The organism is Streptomyces sp. NPDC047515, assembly GCF_040643055.1.
GTDB lineage: Bacteria > Actinomycetota > Actinomycetes > Streptomycetales > Streptomycetaceae > Streptomyces.
In genome coordinates this window covers 14,398-35,015 of record NZ_JBEYTM010000012.1, presented here as the reverse complement: position 1 = coordinate 35,015, position 20,618 = coordinate 14,398, and the positions used below count along the sequence as shown (strand labels likewise).

The window sequence follows — 20,618 nt, the reverse complement described above, 5'->3', positions numbered from 1 at the left end:
ATGGACTTCCGCGACGCCTACCACCTGTGGGCCGATGCCCACGCCTTCTTCGACTCCGCTCTCATCCCGAGCGTCACCGACCACGCCGCCCCACTCGACGCTCAGACCACGGCCTGGGACAAACGCCTTGCCGAGGACACCCCGAACGGGCACCTGCTGCGGCAGAACGCCCTCTTCGAGGCCCTCAGCGGGAATGGCAAGCTGCACCTGCTGCACGTCACCCACGCCTTGGAGGAGATCAGCCGGCAGGGGGTCCTCTACCCGTCGGGCGGATGTCTCGTCGGCAGCATCTACTGCGCGCCACTCACCGCGACCGACCAGGGCCTCCGGATGCACAACCTCGGCTCCTACGTCCTGACGAAGGAAGCGCCGGCCTTCCTGTCCAAGCTCGGCGTCACCGATCGCGTCCCCACCCCGCTTATCTTCGAGATCGACACCCCGCCGCAGGCGTACCGCGGACTCGCCGGCGTGGACTACCTGCGCCTGGGCCTCATCCACTTACAGATCTACAGCCACCTCGAATACCTGCTGAGCAAGAACGAACGGCACCAGCTACGCGAGACAGTCGTCAGCCGGGTCAAGAACTCGGCCGCGTTTCTTGCCACCGCTTCCGGCGTCGCCTTCCGGGGCAACCGGGTCGACGCCGAGCCGTTCCTCAAGCTGCTCGACGAGACGATCCCCCGCCTGCCGATCCTCGGCTACCTGTACTTCGAAGCGGTCGCCGAGTACCTGATGCTCCACTCGACCTCCCGTCACACCAGGCGCTTGGCCGAACTCGGCGAGCTCAACAACTGGCTCTACAAGGAGATGCTGTTCGCCTCCTTCCCCGCGATGGCAGGCAAGTTCGACCTGGCCAAGTTCCGTCCGCGTCCGAAGCAACTGGCCGCGCTCATTCATCGAGTCGACCCGACCATCGACACCAACCACGCGAGCGCGTACATGGTCGAACGGATCAGCTACCTCGTCGCTGCCCGCCTCTTCGCAGCCGACGAGGTCCCCGAAGCCTGGCACCACACGCGCTGGGAGTTCGACTCGCTGGCCACCCAGCTCGGACCGCTTCTCGGCCACCTCATCCACCGGGAGCTGCGCACCTTCGGCCGCTACCCCGACTTCTACTTCTACTTCGACCAGCACAAAGCGCTGCAAGCCTGGAACTACTGGAACCACATGGACATCGTCGTCCCGTTCAACGGCACGATGCCCAAGGGTGAGATCGGCATCAACCCGGCCTACCCCAACCTCGATTACCGCGTCTGGCGCGCGGAGCAGGACGACGCCGGCCACCTTCACCCCGCCGAAGAGCTCGCGCTGACCATCGCTCCGCGGCTGGTGGACATCAAGTACACCCTCATGCGCAACAACCAGTGGGCAGCTCCCGCGCCCAGCGCTGCCTGATCAACGCCGCCGATCGCGGCACACCCCACCCCGAGCAACCTCACACGCAGGAGATCCGTGATGAGTCCCTCCAACATGCCTTCCGTCGACCTTCTCGGCGAGCAGATCGCCTCCGTCCTCGCCGACCCCGCCACCACCCACGGCCTCGCCCGCACCCTCCGGACCGCCGCCAAGGAGATCGAACTTCACCGGTACCACCACGCCAGCCGCCGCGCTTGGCCCAACGGTCGCATCGACGACAAGCCCGACAGGGTTCAGATCGGCGGGGGAGGCCACCGCATCGACGGCTTCTTCAACATCGACCTCGTCCCGCCGGCCGACCTCCTGTGGGACATCCGCGAAGGCATCCCCCTCCAGGACGACAGCACCGCCGAAATCTTCTCCGAGCACTTCCTGGAGCACATCGACTACCCCCGCTCCGCCAAGCACTACATCCGCGAAGCCCACCGCGTCCTCATGCCGGGCGGCCGGATCACCACCGGCGTCCCCGACGCCGCCTTCGCCCTCAACCAGTACCCCGGCACTCTGGACGCCTCCGACGAGACGATCCAGCGCTGGTACGCCAAGCGTGACTGCCGCGACGACATCAACACCCGTCTCGACCTCGTCAACCTCGTCTTCCGAGACCAGGACGACGACCCCACGTACACCCCGCACCTGTGGGCCTACGACCACGAGAAGCTCGTCCAGCTCTTCACCGAGGCTGGCTTCACCACCGTCGAGCCCTGGACCTTCGACCCCAGCATGGCCAACCCGAAGCGCCGCTGGGGCAGCGTCTACGTCGTCGCCACGAAGTAGCCCACAGGCCGCCCGCGAGGCCGAGGCGCCCCGTCTCCAGCCGTCCCGGCCTCGCGGGCTTCCATGCACGCCAAAGCGCTGCACCCACCCGGCCACGTCGCCGAGGGAGCCACCCGCATGAACCAGATTCCACCGCCTGCCAGTGAACTGACCCTCGCCGCCACCCCGAACGCCGTCGCCTGGGCCCGCCGCCATACCGTCGATGTCCTCCAGCACTGGCGCTTCCCGGTCGAAGGCATCGAGGTTGCACGTCTCCTCGTATCGGAGCTGGCCACCAACGCGATCCAACATGCACATCCACCCGCGGTGACCACAGCGCCCTACGCCGGGAACGCCGCCATCGGAACGATCGTTCTTAAACTCTGGCCGACCGTACGTGGCGTTCTGGTCGCGGTCAGCGACCGCGACCCCCGCCCGCCGACGCCCCGAGCGAGCGACAGTCACGCCACCGGAGGTCGGGGACTGCTCCTGACCCAGACCATGGCCAACCGCTGGGGCTACTATCCCGAGCCCTCTCCGCCCGGAAAGACCGTCTGGGCCGAGATTCCAACGCACCCCAAGGAAGCAATTACCGGCCTCGCCGGCGGTGGTCCGGAAGTCACCCCGCTCGTGATGGGGCAGGTCCTCACTGCCCTACGCGAGCTGTGACTGCGGGACGTGAATGGCTAGGCTCGCGGGGCCAGCCCGTCCGGGCTGGCGCGAGTCCGTTGGGTGCCGACCGAGGGAGGATCGCCGAACGTGGGCAGGACTGAGTACTACAACGACCCGGCCGCTCCAAAAGCGAACACCCTCATCCCGGCCAGCAACCTGCTCGTCGCCGACGAGACAGGCGCCATCCTTCTCCAGCGTCGCCGCGACACCGGCCAGTGGGCCCTCCCCGGCGGAGCCCAGGACATCGGCGAGACCGCAGCCGAGTGCGCGGTCCGCGAGTGTCTGGAGGAGACCGGAATCATCGCGGAGATCACCGGTTTCCTCGGCGTCTACACCAACCCGAACCACATCGTGGCGTACACCGACGGCGAGATCCGCCAGCAGTACGAGAACACCTATATCGGCCACCCCGCCGGCGGCGCCCCCACAATCAACGACGAAGCCGACGAAGTGCGCTTTGTCCAGCCCGCCGACCTCGATCAGTACGACATTCACCCGAGCATGCGACAGCAGATCGACGACTTTCTGGTCGGCTCCTACCCGCACCTCGGCTGACTCTCTCGGCATGGAGCCTCGCCACCGAGTCCGGAGGCAAGGCTCCAATGAGGCTCTCGTGCCCTGTCATGGCCTGGGCGCTGGCAGGCGCTCTGCTCAATCTGGCACGGTGCTTGCAGATCGACCTTGCCAAGGACGCGCCGGATGATCTCAGCCCGGATCCCGATGAGTAAAACCCGTCGTGCTTCGCTAGCTGACGGCATGACCCTCTACTCTGCATAGGTGGTTCAACAGGTAGAGATGACGCAGAGCGCGACGCAAGAGCAGGATGAGGCCGTGGCCGACGATGATCGGATTCAAGTTCGCTGCGGCGACGCATACGACCTCATGGCAGATCTTGCGCCTGAGTCGATCGACCTCTTGATCACTTCGCCGCCATACTGGGGCCTGCGCAGCTATGGGCAAGACCACAACGAGGACGTCCTCAAGCAGTGGCTCGCTGAGGACTCAAGCCGGGTTCAGACCGACGTGCCGCCCTACGAGTGGTACCGGGACCACGGTGGCGTTCTGGGCCTGGAGCCCTTGCCTGAGTGGTTCATCAGCCACCTTGTGGAGATCTTGCAACGCGGTGCCGCTGCGATTAAGCCCGGCGGCAGTATGTGGATCAATATCGGAGACACCTACTTCGCCCGGTGGTCGAGCATCCGACACGATGGACGCCAGGGGCTGGGAGACAATCCGAGGTCACGGCGCCGCACGCCGATGGGTGGCTTCCGGCAGGAGAAGCAGCTGCTGCTTATTCCGAGCCGCTTCGCCATCGCTATGCAGGACCGGCGCTGGATCCTGCGAAACGATCTGATCTGGCACAAGCCGAACGTTCCCCCGCGCCCTGAAAAAGACCGGCTACGGCTGGCCCACGAACACTTCTTCCACTTCGTGAAACGCCCCAAGGAGGGACGCGCGAAGTACTTTTACGACATCGACCAGGTCGAACAAGGTGCGCGAGATGTCGTCTACTACGATTTTGAAGAACTTGAACCCATCGATGGCGACGAAACCGAGATCTCTTACTACGACCACCAGGAAGTAGAAGAAGGCGCGCTTGACGTGGTGAAGACGCATGTCCGTTCTGGTTCGGATGGCCACTCGGCGACATTCCCTGCTGACTTGATCACGCCGCGAATTCTTAGTTCCTGCCCACCGGGGGGTACGGTCCTCGACCCGTTTTGCGGTACCGGGCGGTCGTTGTCAGTGGCCGCAAAGAATGGTCGCAAGGCAATCGGATTTGAGCTGCACAAGCCATTCCATGAAGCTGCCGCAAGGAACGCCCGTGAGGCGGCCGGGCAACTTTCTTTCGATCTTGGCGAGGAAAACAACGAGGTGGGGATTTAAATTGTCCGGGAGCGGCGGGAAGGCCAAGAAGGAGCCGGGGAACTTTATTGCCGAGTGGTTCGGGCACCGAGTTTACCCAGTGGTCGCGGAAACGCCGGCAAGCCTCCAGGACCAGGCAGTTGAGCGCTGCCCGTTCCTGACGGAGGTCACGGGGAGTCAAACGAAGTGCGTCAAGCGTGCCAACTCTGCAGGTGTCTGCACCATTAGCAGTACCAGTAACGGTAGCCGCCAAGACTGGCTGGCCTGCCCGTTCCGGGCTTTGGACATTGAGATGCTGCATGATGCCGCCCACCGGCTCTTCGGCCATGCAAAGGGTGACGATGTCAGTATCGTGGCCGTGCCGGTCCTGGAGGATGAGGCTGCGGCGACAAAGGTTCGTAGTAGGGTCGCCGACGCCAAGCCCACAATCGTGTATTTTCAGAACAAGCTCGGCGGTGAAATCTCGATCAGTCCGACCGATCGATCGCCAGAATTTTCATTCGACGCCACCATGATCGAACTTCTGCCGGACGATGCGGGCGCCCTTAGTGTAGGTCGCTACGGGGTATTCGAGATTCAGACGATGGACTTTCATGGGACCTACCAGAAGGCCGTCTCGAATCTCCGGAACGCGAGGCATATGCATGCTGGAGAGTTCGGAAATGCTGTAGCTTCGCACCCTCAATGGCTTTCAGAGAAGGTTGAGGGGCCGAATATTGCGAACGCGTTCAAGCGGACCTTCTACCAGATGATGTTCAAGTTCCAAGTTGGCGCCCATGAATCGTCTGCGGGCTGCATTCTGGCTATCCCGCGTGCGGTGTGGGATAGCTGGCAACGACACTTGGGCCGCCCGGACTTGGTCGAATACGGGGACGGCACGTGGAGGCTTGTACGAGAAGGCAATGAGCCGGTTGAGAACCCGCCAGCATGGATCTATGTCTTTGATGTCGAAGAGTCGGCAACGAACACCCCGAATCCTCTAGCGCTGTGGCGGGTGATCGGCACCGACTCGGCTACCTTGAGCCACTACACGCTCGACGTCGCACCGGAAGCAGCTCTACAGGCCGGCGGGTCAGTTGACCGCTTGCGGAGCCAGATAACGCTGCGCCTCTCCAAGTACCTCCCAGAGCTCGCGCCCGCCAAGAAGAGCAAGAAGACTGTTGGGAACTCTGGACAGATGACCCTTTAGAGGCGCGGCTCGACCTGGCAGGAAACCGGTAGCGGACAGTCCGCTGCCTCCGCCGTTGCATCGGCGGATGCGTGAGCGCTGCGTGAGCGGACTGGGTGGCAGGAGGGCAGACCGAACGTCACGCCTGTCACGGCCGCAAGCCTCTGACCAGTGGAAACGGGATTCGGTGGCACCGTCCACCACCACCCGGGATGATCTTGTAGGCCCTTGTAATGCGTAGGTCGTCGGTTCGAATCCGACAGGGGGCTCAAGTGGAACCCCAGCTCAGATGCGCTCTGAGCTGGGGTTCTTTTGTTCAGCGGATGCGGCGACGACGCCGGGAGCGGGCCGCGCGGGTGTCCGTCGTCTCAGTTCCGGTCTCAGTTGTGGCTTCGGGCGGGGCCTCTGGCGGCGGTACGGAGAACTCGCCCATGCGCCGCATTGCGTCCTTCGACAGGTGCGATCGACCCTTCACGTACCGGCGGGTCCGGCTGATCTGGGTGTGCCGCAGGATCTCCGTGATCGTGGGCATGTCCACCCCGAGTTCGTTCAGGATCGGGCCGAACGAGAGAACACGACCTTGTGCTCCTGCCACAGGTCACCGGCCGCGGCCCGCGTCTCGTCTTGAAATCCATGGTCGGAGAAAAGGGTTCGCGTTCGCGTTTCCCAGGTCGCTACGGTCAACCGGCCGCCGGACGGCGGGCTCATCGAACGAGGAGGAGGTGTGCAGCACATGCGCACGAGTGCTGAGCTGTCGAACCCGATTTCGACGTACACCACCTCACTCTGGAGCCACCCTGTCCGTTCACATCACCTCACTGATCGATCCTGAGCACAGGCCGTTCAGTCGCCGCCTTGCGTGGCTGGCGTCCGATGCTGATGGGATCCCTGTCGGATCGGTGTTTCTGCGGCTGTTCACCACGCCCGGACAGAAGCACTACGCCGAGATGGACCTGCACGTCCACCCGTCCGAACGCAGACACGGCACGGGAACGCTGCTGCTGACCGCCGCCGCGCACGCCGCCCGCGAGGACGGCCGCCGCTCGCTCGCGACGCAGGCCGAACCCGGGTCCCCCGGTGCGCGGTTCCTCTCGGCCAGAGGCTTCAACGAAGCCGCGGCCTTCACGTTCACCCGGCTGAACCTGGCCGAGGCGAACCTGCCGGCGCTCACGGCGCTCGTCGAACGGCCCCATCCGGGCTATCGGCTGTTCTCCTGGGACGGCACTGTCCCGGACGAGCTCGCGGACACGTTCGCACTGTCCCGCCGCGCCATGGACGACATGCCGATGGGCGACACCGACTACGGCACGGTGGACTGGGACGTGGATCGCGTCCGGGCCGCGGCCGCGGCCGTGGCCCGGCGCGGCGATGTGCTGCACACCGTCGTCGCCATCGACGAGACCGACGGCTCGATCGCCGGATTCACCGAGCTGGTCGTCCCCGGCGACGGCACCGGCGACGGCCAGCACTACGGCACCGGCGTCCTGCCCGAGCACCGCGGGAACGGTCTCGGCCGGTGGATGAAGGCGGCCGCCATCATCCAGGCCCGCGACCTGCACCCGAACCTCGACGGCCTGCGCACCGACACCGCCGACGGCAACGTGCCGATGCGGGCGATCAACGACGCGGTCGGCTACACGCCGACCCATCGGATCGTCCACCACAAGCTCGATCTCCTGCCGCACTAGCCGATCTCGGAATCGGACACAGCGTCAGCAGGGTCCGCCCGCAGGCCGGTCGACGCCGGTCTTCGGGCCATCCGACTCTTCGTCAGGACTCAAGCATCGACGAGCACCTCGCAGGACTCCGTCCCGGAGTGGGACGAGGTGCGTCCCGTCGTGGAAAGGCTTGCTTTGAACCGCGAACAGATCTCCTCCATCGCCCACACCAACCACCCGATCAAGTCTCCGCTCGACGACATCTCCGTGCGTCGGCTCCTGGAACACGGGCTGCCGCGAGGCGACGAGCGGGTGCTCGACCTCGGTTGCGGCAGCGCGGAATGGCTTCTGCGCGCCCTGGCCGTACGACCGCAGCTGCACGCCGAGGGCGTGGACATCTCCGCGGACGCTCTGGCCCGGGCCCGGCAGGCGGCGAGTGACTGCGGTGGGGAGGACCGCCTCGTCCTCCACCACCAGGAAGCCGAAGGCTTCGTCTCCGCGGAGCCGTTCGACCTGGTGATCAGCGTCGGGGCCACGCACGCCTTCGGTGGTCTGCTGCCCACCCTCGCCGCGGCCCGCAAGCACCTGGCCCCCGGCGGCCGTGTCCTGATCGGTGAGGGATTCTGGGACCGAGCCCCGTCCCAGGAGGCCATCGACATGCTCGGTGACCTCACCGACCTGGCGACCACCGTGGATCGCGTCGTCGCCGACGGATGGACGCCGATCCACGGGCACGTCAGCACACGTCACGAACTGGACGACTACGAATGGGCCTGCTGGGGGGCGCTCGCCTCCTGGGCGCTCGACCACCCGGCCGATCCGGACAGTTCCCATGCGCTCACCACGGCGACCGTCCGCCGGACCGAATGGCTGCGCGGCTACCGGGACACCTTGGGCTTCGTTTCCCTCGTACTCGGTCGGACGCCCGACCACGCCTGACACAGCCCCGCCGCCCAGAACCTGGTGGCAACCCGGCTGCCTGCTCTCGGGGCCCGGGACAGCTTCCGCGATCAGGAAGGGCGGCTCGGGTGACAGGTGAGTCGTCGTCCGGTGGCCACGCGGCACCGGACGACGGCCACTGGCCGCCGCAAACGAGCCTGGTCGGGTAGCCCGGGGCCGGGATGCCCCGGGCTACCCGACCGGGGCCTCGCCCGGTTTCGTCGATGACGGGCGCTCGCGGAAGGGTTCGCCGAACTCCAAGACCGCCGTGCAACCGCCGTGCAACGGGGTGATGGTCGGCGCCGAACTCTTCTCCGGCGATTCCGCGGCTTCCGGCAGCGCCCCGCTCGCTGTCCTGAGCTCCTCTTATGGGGCGGTGGTCCTACGGCGGGACCACCCCGACAGTCCGAGTGCCAGGGCGGTGCCGACGAGGAGGACCGCGACCGCGACCCAGGTGGCGTGGGCGACCACGTCGGTGAACGCGGTGCGCGGGTCGTGGACGTGGGTGACGCGGTCCTCGAAGCGTGTGGTGATCAGTGTGCCGAGGATGCTGGTGCCGAGGACGGCGCCGATCTGGCGGGCGGCGTTGACGGTGCCGCCGGCCTCGCCCTCGCGGCCGGGTGGGACGTGGCCGACGGCGAGGGCGGTGGACGGGGCGTTGGCGAGACCGCAGCCGAGGCCGAACAGGACGAAGGCGGCGGCGTACCCGGCGAACGCGGTGTCCGGTTCGACCTGCGTGAAGAGGGCGGCGCCGAAGGCCGCGAGCAGCAGGCCCGCCGTGATCAGGACGCGCGGGCCGAGTCGGCGCACCAGTATTCCGGCCAGGACCGAGGCGGCGATGAACGCGCCGAATTCCGCGAGGAGTTGGACGCCCACCTGCAGGGCGGTCAGGCCCCGTACCCGCTGTAGCCACAGCACTTGGAGAAGGGAGAGGCCGACGAAGCCGAACAGGACGATCGCGGCCAGCAGAAGAGAGGCGCTGTAGGACGGATCGCGCATGAGTCGCAGGTCGACCATGGGGGCGGTGCGGCGCAGTTCGACGATGGTGAAGGCGGCCAGGAGAAGGGCCGCTGCCACGACAGCGGCCAGGGCCCGTGCGGAGCCGTAGCCGTGGTGACCGCCATCGATCAGCCAGAAGACCAGTAGCGCGAGACCCGCGATCACGGTGAACTGCCCCGCCCAGTCCAGGTGTTGGGCCGGGTTGCGGGACTCGGGGACCCGGCCGAGCGCGACCGCCGCCGCAAGGCCCGCCACGGCGAGGTTGAGCCAGAATGCCGCGTGCCAGGTCCACCAGCGCAGCGCGAGGCCCGCGATGAGGGGGCCGACGGCCAGCCCCAGCCCGGAGGTGGCCGCCCATGCGGCGATCGCCCCGGCGCGGCGGCGCGGGTCGCGGACGGCGTGTGTGATCAGCGCGAGCGAGCTGGGCGTGATCAGGGCACCGCCCAGGCCGGCGATCGCCTGGCCGGTGAGGACGGTGGCCAGGTTGTCGGCCAGGACCAGCACCAGTGCGCCCGCGGCCATCGCCGCGGTGCCGGCGACGAAGACGCGCTTGCGCCCCCACCGGTCGGCCAGTGCGCCGGCGCCGAGTACGCAGGACGCCACGACCAGGGTGTACATGCTCGGCACCCACACCATGTCGGCCGGGGCGAGGCGCAGGTCGGTCTGGACGGCGCCGAGCGTGCCGATGGTCCCGGTGGTCTGGAGGAACACCGTGAACAGCCCCAGGCAGGCGGCGACGAGGACCGGCACGGGGCTGCTGCCGTGGGCGGTGCCGCGTTCCCCGGCTGCCGCGTCACGCAGAACGGTGGTCATGGTTCGTTCCTCCGGAGAGCATGGTCTTGATCTGGCGGGTGATGGCGTCGGCGAGGACTTCCTCACGGCCGGCCTCGACGGCGTCGAGGACCTGCTCGACCACGTCGGCGGGGCTGATCTTGGGCTGGTCGGTGCCGGCCGCCATGTCGGTGTCGATGAACGCGGCGTGCACGGCGACCGTGAGGGTGCCCTGCGGGCGCAGCTCTTCGCGTACCGCGTTGGTCATCGACCAGGCCGCCGCCTTGGAGACGCCGTAGGAGCCGATCTGCGGGAGCGTGTGCCAGGCGAGCACGGAGACCATGTTGACCAGGGCCCCGCCGCCGTTCCTGCCGAGAACGGGGGCGAAGCCTCGGCACATGGCGAGTGTGCCGAACAGGTTGGTCTCCAGCTCGGCGCGCGCCCCGTCGAGGGTGTCCGAGCCGAGCAGCGAATCGCCGCGCAGGATGCCCGCGTTGTTGACCAGCAGGGTGGTGTCCGAGCAGCGCTCGGCGGCTGCGGCCACGGAGGCCGGGTCGGTGATGTCGAGTGCGATGGGCGTCAGTCCGGGGTCGGTCACCGACTTCGGGTCGCGGGCCGCTGCGTACACGGTGTGCGCGCCGCGCGCCAGCAGGCCCTGCGCGAAGGCACGGCCCAGTCCTCGGTTGGCACCGGTGATGAGCGCGATGGATCCGTTGATGTTCACAGGGTCTCCTGCTGGAGTGTCGTGGAGGAGGGTGAGGACGCGTGATCCGCGGAGGCGTCCTGGACGACGCGGGCCTGCCGGGCGAGGGCCAGCAGTCGGCCGTCGGCCGACCACACCGCGCTGTCGTCCACCGCCCAGCCGCTGCCGGCCTGTTCGGTGCGGATCCGGACCAGGGCCCAGCCCGTGAGTGCCTCGGTGTCCAGCGCGTCGGTGAAGTGGATGGTCAGCTCGGCGGTCGGCACCGGGCGCGGGGTGCGCCAGTGCGCGAACAGGGCGGGCGGGAGGACGTCGGTGAGGGTGACGACCGCGGCCTCGTCCAGCGCCCGCCCGTCGGTGAACCGCACCCAGGCGACCAGCTCGGCCCGCTCACCCCCGGCGAGGGGCAGCGCCTTGGTGGCGGGACGGACCTCCACCTGCTGGGCGAAGGCCACGAACCCGGCCGACAGGTCGAGGGGCATGCAGTCGGCCGGACCCGGTACCCGGGGCGAGGTCCGCCCGACATAGCCGGGCCCCCGGCGGCCGTGGCCGAATACCGCCGAGCCCACGAGCACCGTGGCTCCGTCCTGATGGCCCGTGAAGGCGCAGGTCGCGGCCCGGCGCCCCACCGGCGGCCTGGACAGGGACAGATGGAGCGGAAGGGAGCCGACAGAGGCGAGGAAGTGGGCGGTCAGGGCGCGGACCGGACGGCCTTCCCCGACGCCTCGTTCCCGCATGGTGGTGAGCGCGGCCGCCGCGACATGCCCCCCGTGCGCCCCCGCCCAGGACCGCCACAAGGGGTCGATCCGAGCCACCGCCTGATCATCGGTGGCACACGCGCTGCCGGGTGATGAAGCCCTCATTCCCGTCTCCTCATTCGGTCGAGCCCAACGAGCCGCTAGGCAGTTGGAAAACAGGACTCACTATAGGTGTGTCAGTTTGAAAATCAAACGGTCATGTCGTTCGGTGTCCGAGCGCCATTCCGGGCGTCGACCGCCAAGGACGCATGGTGGGTCCCGTTTTCCAACGCGCCGTGCTTATAGTGGGTTGGAAACGACAACTGAGGGCTGCCCCGTAGCTGTCGTCGCGCGCCCGCCAGGGATTACGGGACAGCCCTCAGGGGTCTGTCATTCGGATCAGGCCGGATCGGGGAGCGGCGCCCGGACGCGCTGTGACCCGTCGGCCCGCCGCAACCCCAGGAGGTCCACCCAGATGCCCGCCGCTCGCCCACGTTCCTGCTCCATCGCGAACTCGCTCGCCGTCATCGGTGAGCGCTGGAGCCTGCTCGCGCTGCGGGAGGTGTTCCTCGGGGCGCGCCGCTTCGACCAGATCGCGGCGAACACCGGCGCCAGCCGGGACATCCTCACGGCCCGGCTGAAGAAGCTCGTGGAGAACGGAGTCCTGGCCAAGGAGCTCTACCAGGCACACCCGCCGCGCTACGAGTACACGCTGACCGAGGCCGGGCTCGCGCTGCAGCCGGTCCTGCTCGCCCTCATGGAATGGGGCGACCGCTACGTGACCGAGGGGGAACCCCCGACGGTGTTGAGGCATGACTGCGGAGAGGTACTCCATCCACGCACCGTCTGTGACGCCTGCAGTCGGCCTGTCCCTCCCGACAGCACCCACGCGATCCGTCTCGGCGGCGTCCCGCAGTAGTCCGGGGCGCCCCGGCGCCGGGACGAGGGCGAGACCGGCCGGTCCCTCATCGCGTGTGGTCACCGGTCCCTCATCGGGTGTGGTCAATAGATGGTCCGCACGGGGCGGTGAAGTCCGCCCGACTCGGAGTCAGGGGGGCCACATTGGAAAGCGACGTGCGCTCCCGCGTATCGGCGTACGGCATGGCCACCGTGCGGGACCAACTGCTGCTGACCCGGCTCTCGGAGAAGTCACCGGTTTTCGAACCCGGGCTGTGGCACCTGCCGGGCGGAGGGATCGATCCGGGCGAGCAGCCGCGGGAGACGCTGGAGCGTGAACTGTACGAGGAGACGGGCCTCGAACTCCTCGACGCCCGGCTGGTGGACGCGCGGGCGTACACGGCCCACCGGCTCGGGATCGGCTGGAACCTGGTGGGGCTCTTCTACCTCGTCGATCTCAAGCCCGGCCCGCCCGTGGTGACCAAGGCCGATGACTCCACGAGTGCTGTCAGCTGGATGCCCTTGTCCGGTTTGGAGGACTCGATGCTGTCCGCGGCCGCGCTCGATGCTCTCGCGATGATCGGTGCACGCCGGACGCCGGACGTGACCGGCCGGTGAGCCGGGTAATTCGCTTGTGATGTGCCGGACGTTCCGGGACGGTGGGATCGACGCGGACGAGCGGTCGACATGGAAGACCGGACAATGCAGACAACGCGGTCGACGCGGTCGATGCGGACAAGCGGTCGACGCGCTCAACACGTTCAAAGGTCTGCCGAGCCGACGAAGGGTTTTCATGGTTGCCGGGAAGATGCATGCCGACGAGGCGGAGCTCGACGTCCCTCTCGTGAGGCGGCTGATCGGTGCGCAGTTCTCGCAGTGGACGGATCTTCCCGTTGAACCGGTGGCCTCTTCGGGCACGGACAACGCCATGTACCGGCTCGGCGCGGACATGGCGGTACGGCTGCCTCGTATCCCTGGAGCGGCCCTGCAGGTGGCCAAGGAGCAGCAGTGGCTGCCGAGGCTCGCACCGCTCCTGCCGCTGCCTGTTCCCGAGCCGCTCGGGAAGGGAGTCCCCGGCGCGGGCTATCCCTGGCACTGGTCGGTGTATCCCTGGCTTCGGGGCGAGAACGCGGAACGCGTCGCCGATCCCCGCCGCACCGCCGCTGAGCTGGCTGAATTCATCACCGGCCTGCAGTCGGTCGACGCCGACGGCGGGCCGCCCCCGGGAGATCACAACTTCTTCCGCGGCGTGCCGCTGGCCGACCGCGATGCCGCGACCCGCGAGGCCATCGCGGCACTGGCGACGGACACGGGACCGGGGGCGATCGACACCGAAGCGGTGACCGCCGCGTGGGACACCGCGCTGCGGGCACCGGCCTGGAGCCGGCCGGCTGTCTGGATCCACGGGGATCTGTCCTCGGGGAACCTGCTGTTCCGGCAGGACCGGCTGAGTGGGGTCATCGACTTCGGCGGACTGGGCGTCGGGGACCCCGCCTGCGACCTGCTTCCCGCGTGGGAGATCTTCTCCGCCGAACACCGGAGGGCTTTCGGTGACGCTCTGGCGGTCGACGCCGCGACCTGGCAGCGGGGCCGCGGCTGGGCGCTCTCCGTCGCGTTGATCCAGCTGCCCTACTACCAGCACCGGAATCCCCCGCTCGCCGCCCGCTCACGGCATGTGATCGGGGAGGTCCTGGCCGACCACGACTCCGGCACATGAGCACCCGCTCGGCGTTCGCACCGCTGACCGCAGGGCCCGAGGACCCCCGCCACCACCCGGTGGCGGGGGTCCGGCCGTTCGCTCAGTGCCGCCCGGCCAGCCGGTCCGCGGCCTTGGCGATGGGGTCGGTGCCCACGCGGGGCGAGGCGAGTTCGCGGCGGTCGGCGGCGCGGTAGGCGGCGTACATGCCGTGGACGCCGATCCAGCGGAAGGGTTCCGGTTCCCACCGGCGGACCTTGTGGTTGACCCAGGGCAGGGACGTCAGCTCCGTGGGGCCGGACTGGCCGGAGTCCTGCTGGATCAGGTCGCGCAGGGTACGGGCGGCGAGGTTGGTGGTGGCGACGCCGGAGCCGACGTAGCCGCCGGCCCAGCCGAGGCCGGTGGAGCGGTCCAGGGTGACGGTGGCGCACCAGTCACGGGGGACGCCGAGGACACCGGACCAGGCGTGGTCGATGCGCGCGGCCGCGGTGGTGGGGAAGAGGCGGACGAGGATGTCGCGGAGGGCCTCGATGGTGGCGGGCTGGGTGCGGCCGTCGTTGTCGGTGGCCGAGCCGTAGCGGTACGGCACGCCGCGACCGCCGAGCGCGATGCGGTCGTCGGCGGTGCGCTGGGCGTACATGTAGGCGTGGGCCATGTCGCCGAGGGTCTCGCGGCCGTCCCAGCCGATGGTGTCCCACATCGAGCTCGGGAGCGGCTCGGTGGCGATCATCGACGAGTTCATGGGGAGCCAGGTGCGCTTCTGGCCCTTGAGGTTCGCGGTGAAGCCCTCGGTGCAGCGCAGGATGTACGAGGCGCGGACGGTGCCGTACGGGGTGCGGGCGTGCTTGGGCTCGATCTCGGTGACCGGTGTCGATTCGTGGATCGTGACGCCGAGTGCCTCGACGGTCGCCGCGAGGCCCTTGACGAGTTTGACCGGGTGCAGGCGGGCGCCGTGCGGGGTCCAGGTGGAGCCGACGGCTCCGGTGACGTTGACACGCTCGGCGGTCTCGCGGGCGCCGCGCAGGACGCGGTCCTTCTCGCCGAAGGCGATCTCCACGGAGTGGAAGTCCTTGAGCCGGGCCAGTTGGGCCGGGGTGTAGGCGACTTCGAGAACACCGCCCTGGTGGATGTCGGCGTCGATGTTCTCCTCGGCGGCGACCCGGACGACTTCGTCGACGGTGTCGTTCATCGCCTGCTGGAGGCGGACGGCGGCTTCGTGGCCGTGGAGTTTCGCGTACCGGTCGCGGCCCGCGATGCCGTTGTAGAGCCAGCCGCCGTTGCGCCCGGAGGCGCCGTAGCCGCAGAACTTGCCTTCGAGGACGACGATGTTGAGGAAGGGGACGGCCTTCTTGAGGTAGTAGGCGGTCCAGAGCCCGGTGTATCCGCCGCCGACGATGCAGATGTCGGCAGTGGTGTCGCCGGGCAGGGGCTCCCGGGCCAGGGGGGTGCCTTGGTCCGCGTACCAGAACGATATGCCGCCGTTGACGGTGCTGACGGTGCTCATGTTGCCCCTGCTTTGTCCGGTGTGAAGCCCTGTCGTGAAGCGTGTGAGCGGGACGTTACTGCGCCGGAGGGGTTTTCGTCCTGTGCCGGGACCGGGTCAGTGGGTAGCAGGCGAGGCCGATGAGTACGGCGGTGAAGTGGCCGAGGTCGGTGAAGGTGGGGCCGGTGACGAGGGGGATGCCGTAGAAGACCAGTACGGCGAAGAGGTACACGGGCCGCCAGGACGTCGGGACGCGGTACGTGAGGACGGCGATGACGCCCGCGAGCGCGTAACTGACTCCGATGTCGAGTGTGTTGGCGGCGGACTCCGGTACGTGTCCGTGCCGGATGGCCCAGGCCAGGATGCCTTCGCTGACGAGGCTGGCGAGGACATGGGCGGCGACGGCGACGGCGAACCAGCGCAGGGTGCCCAGCCAGCGTTCGGCGGGGGCGTGGAAGACGGTGTAGAGGATGGCGTAGGGGACCCATAGGCCGCTGTCGATCCAGAAGGCGCTGACGATCAGTACGCGTACGGGGTCGTGGGAGAGTTCGTGGATGTTGGTCGAGCGCTGACGCAGGAAGTCCTTCTCGAAGTCCGGGGACATCTGGTGCACGATGACGGTTGTGACGAAGAGCGCGGCCAGCCAGATGTAGGTGCCCGGTGCGCTGCGGATCCATGAGCCGACGCTGCGGATCCACGAGCCGGCGGTGGTGCGCGGCCGGGTGGGCGGGGCGGGGCTGCTCGGAGTCATATCCGATTGATGCACGGCTCTACGATCGTCCGCGTGATTGACATTCCGGACGGACTGATCGACACCCAGTCCAAGTACAACGGGGCGGCCGGGCGGGTCTTTCTGGCGGCGTTGCCGGGGCGGGCCGCCGAGTTCCTGGGGCGGTGGGGGCTGCGGCGGGACGGGGAGGCGTTCCACGGGGTGTGCGCACTGGTGCTTCCGGTTGTGCGGGTGGCGGACGGTCGTCCGGCGGCGCTGAAGCTCCAGCCGGTGGACGAGGAGACCGTGGGGGAGCCGGTCGCGCTGCGGGTGTGGGGCGAGGCGGGCGCGGGGGCCGTGGAGCTGCTGGACCACGACACGGCGACGGGGACGCTGTTGCTGGAGCGACTGGACGGCCGCCGCTCGCTGGCGGGGATGGCGGACGAGCGGGAGGCGGTGCTGATTCTGGCGGGGCTGCTGGCCCGGCTTTCGTCCGTACCGGCTCCTGTTTCGGCCTCGGCCTCGGCCTCGGCTCCGGCTTCGGCGGATCGCGGGCTGTCAGGATCGCCGACTCTGCCAGGGCCACCGGCTCTGTCGGGATCGCCGGTTCCGCCAGGGCCACCGGCTCTGCGAGGGCTGGGGGAGATGGCGGCGCGGATGCTTCAGGAGGCGCCGGGGGCGGTGGCGGCGCTGGCGGACGAGGAGGAGCGGCGGCTGCTGGCGGACTGCGCGGCGGCGGTGTGTGAGGTCGCCGGTGAGCCGGGGGACCGGTTGCTGCACTGGGACCTGCATTACGGGAACGTACTGGCCGGGAGGGAGGGCCGGTGGGTGGCCATCGACCCGAAACCACTGGTCGGCGATCCGGCGTTCGAGCTGCTTCCGGCGCTGGTCAACAGATTCGACGCGGCGGCGGTGCGGTGGCGGTTCGACGTGTTGACACAGGCGCTGGGACTGGACCGGGAGCGGACGCGGGCCTGGACGCTGGGGCGGCTGCTGCAGAACGGTCTGTGGGACGTGTCGGACGGGCAGCGGCGGCTGGCCCCGGACCAGGCCGAGATCGCGCGGCAGTTGCTGGGGCGGGGCCGGCCGGTCACGGGCCGGTGCTTACGCTGACCTCATGATTCGTACCGCCACCCCTGCCGATGTTCCCGTCATCCACGCCATGGTCCGTGAGCTGGCCGACTACGAGAAGGCCCTGCACGAGGCGAGGGCCACCGAGGAACAGCTGCACGAGGCGCTGTTCGGCGAGCGGCCCGCCGCGTACGCGCACATCGCGGAGTCGGACGACGACGGCGAGGTGGTCGGCTTCGCACTGTGGTTCCTGAACTTCTCCACGTGGCGCGGGGTGCACGGCATCTACCTGGAAGACCTGTACGTACGTCCGGAGCGGCGCGGTGGCGGGCACGGGAAGGCTCTGCTGACGGAGCTGGCGCGGATCTGCGTGGCGCGGGGCTACGAGCGCCTGGAGTGGTCGGTGCTGAACTGGAACGCCCCGTCCATCGCGTTCTACGAGTCGCTGGGCGCGCGGCCGCAGGAGGAGTGGACGGTGTACCGGCTGACGGACGGGGCGTTGACGAAGCTCGGCGGGTGACGGACCCCGCCGGTCCACGTGAGGCGGCCGGGCCGGAAGGCGCGCTCGGGCGCGGGATGCCGGGTCATGGACCTGCTGGCCCACGGGAGGCGGTCGGCCCCGGGGGCCGCTCGGCCGGCGGATGCCGGGTTACGGGATCAGGACGACCTTGCCCATCGTGCCCCGGGTCTCCAGGGCGCGGTGGGCGGCGGCCGCTTCGGCGAGCGGGAAGCGCTGGACGGCGGGGCGGAGCCGGCCTGCGGCGGCTTCGGCGAGCGAACGGGTTTCGAGGACGCGCAGACCGCCCGCCTTCGCCATCATGACGGGGCCGAGCACGCTCTCGGAGGTGATGCCGCGTTCGGCGAGCTCTTCGTCGGTGAACGTGAGCGGGGCTCCGTCGTGGAGTCCGGCGCCGGCCCAGCCGAACACGATGTGCTGTCCGCCCGCGCCGAGGAGGTCGACGGCGGCCCGGCCGATGGTCCCCCCGACGGAGTCGTAGACGACGGTGGCGCGGCGGCCGAGCCCGTCGAGGTGGGCGCGGACCTGCCGGTCCCAGTCGGGGAGCGTGTAGTCGACGGCGAGGTCCGCACCGTTCGCCCGGACGGCGGCGACCTTGGCGGGGCCTCCGGCGAGGCCGATGACGGTGGCCCCGGCGTTCTTGGCGTACTGCACGATCAGGGTGCCGATGCCGCCCGCCGCCGCCGGGACGACGACGGTGGAGCCGGGGCCGAGCTCGGTGAACTGCAGGATGCCCAGGGCGGTACGGCCGGTGCCGATCATGGCGACGGCCGCGGCTTCGTCGAGGCCGTCCGGGACCGGGTGCAGCTTCTCGGCGTCGATGACGGCGAGTTCGGCGTAGCCACCCGGGACCATGCCGATATGGGCGACGACGCGCCGGCCGAGCCAGCCGGGATCGGTTCCCTCGCCGAGTGATTCGACCCGGCCGGCGACCTCGCGGCCGGGGATGGTTGGCAGCTCGGCGGGGGCCGGGAACGGGCCGCTCATGCCTTCGCGCAGAGCCGTGTCGAGAAGGTGTACGCCTGCCGCGGCCACGGCGATACGGACCTGGCCGGGGCCGGGCAGGGGGTCGTCGGTCCGCTCGTGGACGAGGTTCTCGGCCGGGCCGAAGGTATGAAGACGAATGGCATGCACGGTGGACTCCCCGTCGTGTCGGCCGCTGTGGAGGCGGGCAGGTCCTGCGGGACCTGTGGAGCCACCCTCCGACCTCAAGTCCGCTTGAGGTCAAGTCCTGTCGTGGCGCCGTGGTTGTTCCGTTCCTCCCGCCGCCGCGAGGGGCGTTGTCAACGGGGTGGGTCACGATGGGGGCATGGCACGCAGCAGCAGGAAGACGGACACCATCGCGACGGCACGGCGGCCGGAGGTGCGGCTGCCCCCGCTCGTTCCGTACGACGGGGAGGGGCTGGAGCCCGACGGGGACTACGACGGGGTGTGCTTCGAGGGGGCGGATCTGGCGGACGGGGCGGGGCCGGGTGCCCGGTTCATGGACTGTGCGCTGAACGGCTGCGCACTGGACCGTACGGAGCTGGTCAGGGCCCGCTTCATCGACTCGGTGCTGACGGGCGTACGGGGGGTGGGCACCGATCTCGCGGGGGCGTCGCTGCGGGATGTGGAGGTGGTGGACGCGCGGCTGGGCGGGGTGCAGCTGCACGGCGCGGTGCTGGAGCGGGTGCTGGTGCGCGGCGGGAAGATCGACTACCTGAATCTGCGGAAGGCGCGGCTGAAGGACGTGGTGTTCGAGGGCTGTGTGCTGTCCGAGCCGGATTTCGGGGGCGCGGAGCTGGTGCGGGTGGAGTTCCGCGACTGCGTGCTGAAGCGGGCGGACTTCAGTTCCGTACGGATGGAGGCGGTGGACCTGCGGACGGTCGCGGAGCTGGACATCGCGCGCGGGGTGGAGCGGCTGGCGGGTGCGGTGATCAGCCCGGCACAGCTGATGGAGCTGGCTCCGGCGTTCGCGGCGCAGATCGGGGTGCGGGTGGAGGCGTAGCCGCCGGGCCGGCACCCGGATCAGACACGAGGGAAGCGGGCCTGAAGGTCCCAGATCACGGGATTGTCGGCGAGACCTTCGTGCATGTCGGCGAGGTCGGCGATCAGATCGTGCAGGAAGTCGCGGGCCTCGCGGCGCAGCATCGCGTGGTTGAAGGTGAGCGGGGGCTCGTCGCCGGGCATCCAGTCGGCCTCGACGTCGACCCAGCCGAAGCGGCGTTCGAAGAGCATCCGGTCGGACGACTCCGTGAAGTCCAGCTCCGCGAACTGCGGCCGGTGCGAGCGGTTGCCGCGCGGGTCCTGGTCGATCTGCTCGACGATGTCGCAGAGCGCCCACGCGAAGTCGAGCACCGGCACCCATCCCCAGGCTGTGGACACCTCGCGGTCCGCCTTGGTGTCCGCGAGGTAGACGTCCCCGGAGAAGAGGTCGTGCCGCAGGGCGTGGACGTCCGCGCGGCGGTAGTCGGTCTGCGGGGGATCGGGGAAGCGCCGGGAGAGGGAGTAGCCGATATCGAGCACGGTTCGATGGTGTCATGCCCGAGCACACGTCAACGCCGGGGCCGGTGACTGCTCGATC

General features: G+C 68.9%; 21 protein-coding genes and 1 pseudogene. 14 read left to right on the top strand and 8 right to left on the bottom strand.

Going from position 1 to position 20,618, the window contains the following annotated elements; all coding sequences use genetic code 11:
* From ABZ826_RS12885 to ABZ826_RS12860, 6 genes are all read left to right on the top strand, one after another.
* The gene (locus ABZ826_RS12885; protein WP_361446391.1) at positions 1–1,395 is read left to right on the top strand and encodes a hypothetical protein; all 1,395 of its coding nucleotides are present in this window, start codon (positions 1–3) and stop codon (positions 1,393–1,395) included.
* Between the two features lie 60 nt (positions 1,396–1,455).
* Complete coding sequence (locus ABZ826_RS12880; protein WP_361446389.1) at positions 1,456–2,193, top strand: methyltransferase domain-containing protein; 738 nt, start codon at positions 1,456–1,458, stop codon at positions 2,191–2,193.
* 117 nt (positions 2,194–2,310) lie between these two features.
* A complete protein-coding gene (locus ABZ826_RS12875) occupies positions 2,311–2,841 on the top strand; it encodes an ATP-binding protein (protein WP_361446386.1) in 531 nt (176 codons plus the stop codon).
* A 90-nt stretch (positions 2,842–2,931) separates the two neighbouring features.
* Complete coding sequence (locus ABZ826_RS12870) at positions 2,932–3,399, top strand: NUDIX domain-containing protein (protein ID WP_361446384.1); 468 nt, start codon at positions 2,932–2,934, stop codon at positions 3,397–3,399.
* A gap of 222 nt (positions 3,400–3,621) precedes the next feature.
* Positions 3,622–4,731, top strand: a complete 1,110-nt coding sequence (locus ABZ826_RS12865) for a site-specific DNA-methyltransferase (protein WP_361446382.1) — start codon at positions 3,622–3,624, stop codon at positions 4,729–4,731.
* On the top strand, positions 4,670–5,899 hold the full coding sequence (locus ABZ826_RS12860; RefSeq protein ID WP_361446380.1) for a hypothetical protein: 1,230 nt from the start codon (positions 4,670–4,672) through the stop codon (positions 5,897–5,899). Before ABZ826_RS12865 ends, ABZ826_RS12860 begins: the two co-directional genes overlap by 62 nt.
* A gap of 295 nt (positions 5,900–6,194) precedes the next feature.
* On the opposite strand, the pseudogene ABZ826_RS12855 reads toward ABZ826_RS12860, so the two are convergent.
* Positions 6,195–6,505, bottom strand: a pseudogene (locus tag ABZ826_RS12855) (integrase); the annotation flags it as partial.
* A 170-nt stretch (positions 6,506–6,675) separates the two neighbouring features.
* On the opposite strand from ABZ826_RS12855, the gene ABZ826_RS12850 reads away from it, so the two are divergent.
* A complete protein-coding gene (locus ABZ826_RS12850; protein WP_361446675.1) occupies positions 6,676–7,566 on the top strand; it encodes a GNAT family N-acetyltransferase in 891 nt (296 codons plus the stop codon).
* A gap of 165 nt (positions 7,567–7,731) precedes the next feature.
* The gene (locus ABZ826_RS12845) at positions 7,732–8,475 is read left to right on the top strand and encodes a class I SAM-dependent methyltransferase (protein ID WP_361446672.1); all 744 of its coding nucleotides are present in this window, start codon (positions 7,732–7,734) and stop codon (positions 8,473–8,475) included.
* Positions 8,476–8,841: 366 nt separating this feature from the next.
* Here ABZ826_RS12845 and ABZ826_RS12840 read toward each other — a convergent pair whose 3' ends face one another.
* The 3 genes from ABZ826_RS12840 to ABZ826_RS12830 are packed head-to-tail and all read right to left on the bottom strand — an operon-like array spanning position 8,842 to position 11,760.
* Positions 8,842–10,287, bottom strand: coding sequence for an MFS transporter (locus tag ABZ826_RS12840; RefSeq protein WP_361446378.1), 1,446 nt, complete (start codon positions 10,285–10,287; stop codon positions 8,842–8,844).
* Entirely contained in the window at positions 10,268–10,969 is a 702-nt protein-coding gene (locus ABZ826_RS12835; RefSeq protein WP_361446376.1) for an SDR family oxidoreductase, read from the bottom strand. Before ABZ826_RS12835 ends, ABZ826_RS12840 begins: the two co-directional genes overlap by 20 nt.
* Entirely contained in the window at positions 10,966–11,760 is a 795-nt protein-coding gene (locus tag ABZ826_RS12830; protein ID WP_361446374.1) for a thioesterase family protein, read from the bottom strand. Before ABZ826_RS12830 ends, ABZ826_RS12835 begins: the two co-directional genes overlap by 4 nt.
* A 397-nt stretch (positions 11,761–12,157) precedes the next feature.
* Between ABZ826_RS12830 and ABZ826_RS12825 the strand changes: the two genes are divergently transcribed.
* The 3 genes from ABZ826_RS12825 to ABZ826_RS12815 all read left to right on the top strand — a co-directional run bounded on the left by ABZ826_RS12825 (position 12,158) and on the right by ABZ826_RS12815 (position 14,296).
* Positions 12,158–12,601, top strand: a complete 444-nt coding sequence (locus ABZ826_RS12825; RefSeq protein ID WP_361446372.1) for a helix-turn-helix domain-containing protein — start codon at positions 12,158–12,160, stop codon at positions 12,599–12,601.
* 155 nt (positions 12,602–12,756) lie between these two features.
* On the top strand, positions 12,757–13,197 hold the full coding sequence (locus ABZ826_RS12820; RefSeq protein ID WP_361446370.1) for an NUDIX domain-containing protein: 441 nt from the start codon (positions 12,757–12,759) through the stop codon (positions 13,195–13,197).
* A 175-nt stretch (positions 13,198–13,372) separates the two neighbouring features.
* Positions 13,373–14,296 carry an aminoglycoside phosphotransferase family protein gene (locus ABZ826_RS12815; RefSeq protein ID WP_361446368.1) on the top strand — a complete coding sequence of 308 codons (924 nt, stop codon included), beginning with the start codon at positions 13,373–13,375 and terminating at the stop codon, positions 14,294–14,296.
* Positions 14,297–14,378: 82 nt separating this feature from the next.
* On the opposite strand, the gene ABZ826_RS12810 is transcribed toward ABZ826_RS12815, so the two are convergent.
* Both ABZ826_RS12810 and ABZ826_RS12805 read right to left on the bottom strand, forming a co-directional pair.
* Positions 14,379–15,779: an FAD-dependent oxidoreductase gene (locus ABZ826_RS12810; RefSeq protein WP_361446366.1), complete on the bottom strand. Its 1,401-nt coding sequence runs from the start codon at positions 15,777–15,779 to the stop codon at positions 14,379–14,381.
* Positions 15,780–15,834: 55 nt separating this feature from the next.
* Complete coding sequence (locus ABZ826_RS12805; protein WP_361446363.1) at positions 15,835–16,509, bottom strand: rhomboid-like protein; 675 nt, start codon at positions 16,507–16,509, stop codon at positions 15,835–15,837.
* Positions 16,510–16,542: 33 nt separating this feature from the next.
* On the opposite strand from ABZ826_RS12805, the gene ABZ826_RS12800 reads away from it, so the two are divergent.
* Positions 16,543–17,580 (top strand): aminoglycoside phosphotransferase family protein, encoded by a 1,038-nt coding sequence (locus ABZ826_RS12800; RefSeq protein WP_361446361.1) that lies wholly within the window; start codon positions 16,543–16,545, stop codon positions 17,578–17,580.
* 4 nt (positions 17,581–17,584) lie between these two features.
* Positions 17,585–18,058 (top strand): GNAT family N-acetyltransferase, encoded by a 474-nt coding sequence (locus ABZ826_RS12795; protein ID WP_361446359.1) that lies wholly within the window; start codon positions 17,585–17,587, stop codon positions 18,056–18,058.
* 129 nt (positions 18,059–18,187) lie between these two features.
* On the opposite strand, the gene ABZ826_RS12790 is transcribed toward ABZ826_RS12795, so the two are convergent.
* Positions 18,188–19,189 (bottom strand): zinc-binding dehydrogenase, encoded by a 1,002-nt coding sequence (locus tag ABZ826_RS12790; protein ID WP_361446357.1) that lies wholly within the window; start codon positions 19,187–19,189, stop codon positions 18,188–18,190.
* Between the two features lie 175 nt (positions 19,190–19,364).
* On the opposite strand from ABZ826_RS12790, the gene ABZ826_RS12785 reads away from it, so the two are divergent.
* Positions 19,365–20,042, top strand: coding sequence for a pentapeptide repeat-containing protein (locus ABZ826_RS12785; RefSeq protein ID WP_361446355.1), 678 nt, complete (start codon positions 19,365–19,367; stop codon positions 20,040–20,042).
* 20 nt (positions 20,043–20,062) lie between these two features.
* Here the strand turns inward: ABZ826_RS12785 and ABZ826_RS12780 are convergent, their stop codons facing one another.
* Positions 20,063–20,560, bottom strand: coding sequence for a hypothetical protein (locus ABZ826_RS12780; protein WP_361446353.1), 498 nt, complete (start codon positions 20,558–20,560; stop codon positions 20,063–20,065).
* Between the last annotated feature and the right edge of the window lie 58 nt (positions 20,561–20,618).

What these genes read in the sequence shown, in the direction of transcription:
- ABZ826_RS12885 (WP_361446391.1), top strand. Translation starts at nt 1, where the DNA reads ATGGACTTCCGCGACGCCTACCACCTGTGGGCCGATGCCCACGCCTTC.
- ABZ826_RS12880 (WP_361446389.1), top strand. Translation starts at nt 1,456, where the DNA reads ATGAGTCCCTCCAACATGCCTTCCGTCGACCTTCTCGGCGAGCAGATC.
- ABZ826_RS12875 (WP_361446386.1), top strand. Translation starts at nt 2,311, where the DNA reads ATGAACCAGATTCCACCGCCTGCCAGTGAACTGACCCTCGCCGCCACC.
- ABZ826_RS12840 (WP_361446378.1), bottom strand. Translation starts at nt 10,287, where the DNA reads ATGACCACCGTTCTGCGTGACGCGGCAGCCGGGGAACGCGGCACCGCC.
- ABZ826_RS12825 (WP_361446372.1), top strand. Translation starts at nt 12,158, where the DNA reads ATGCCCGCCGCTCGCCCACGTTCCTGCTCCATCGCGAACTCGCTCGCC.
- ABZ826_RS12815 (WP_361446368.1), top strand. Translation starts at nt 13,373, where the DNA reads ATGGTTGCCGGGAAGATGCATGCCGACGAGGCGGAGCTCGACGTCCCT.
- ABZ826_RS12810 (WP_361446366.1), bottom strand. Translation starts at nt 15,779, where the DNA reads ATGAGCACCGTCAGCACCGTCAACGGCGGCATATCGTTCTGGTACGCG.
- ABZ826_RS12805 (WP_361446363.1), bottom strand. Translation starts at nt 16,509, where the DNA reads ATGACTCCGAGCAGCCCCGCCCCGCCCACCCGGCCGCGCACCACCGCC.
- ABZ826_RS12795 (WP_361446359.1), top strand. Translation starts at nt 17,585, where the DNA reads ATGATTCGTACCGCCACCCCTGCCGATGTTCCCGTCATCCACGCCATG.
- ABZ826_RS12785 (WP_361446355.1), top strand. Translation starts at nt 19,365, where the DNA reads ATGGCACGCAGCAGCAGGAAGACGGACACCATCGCGACGGCACGGCGG.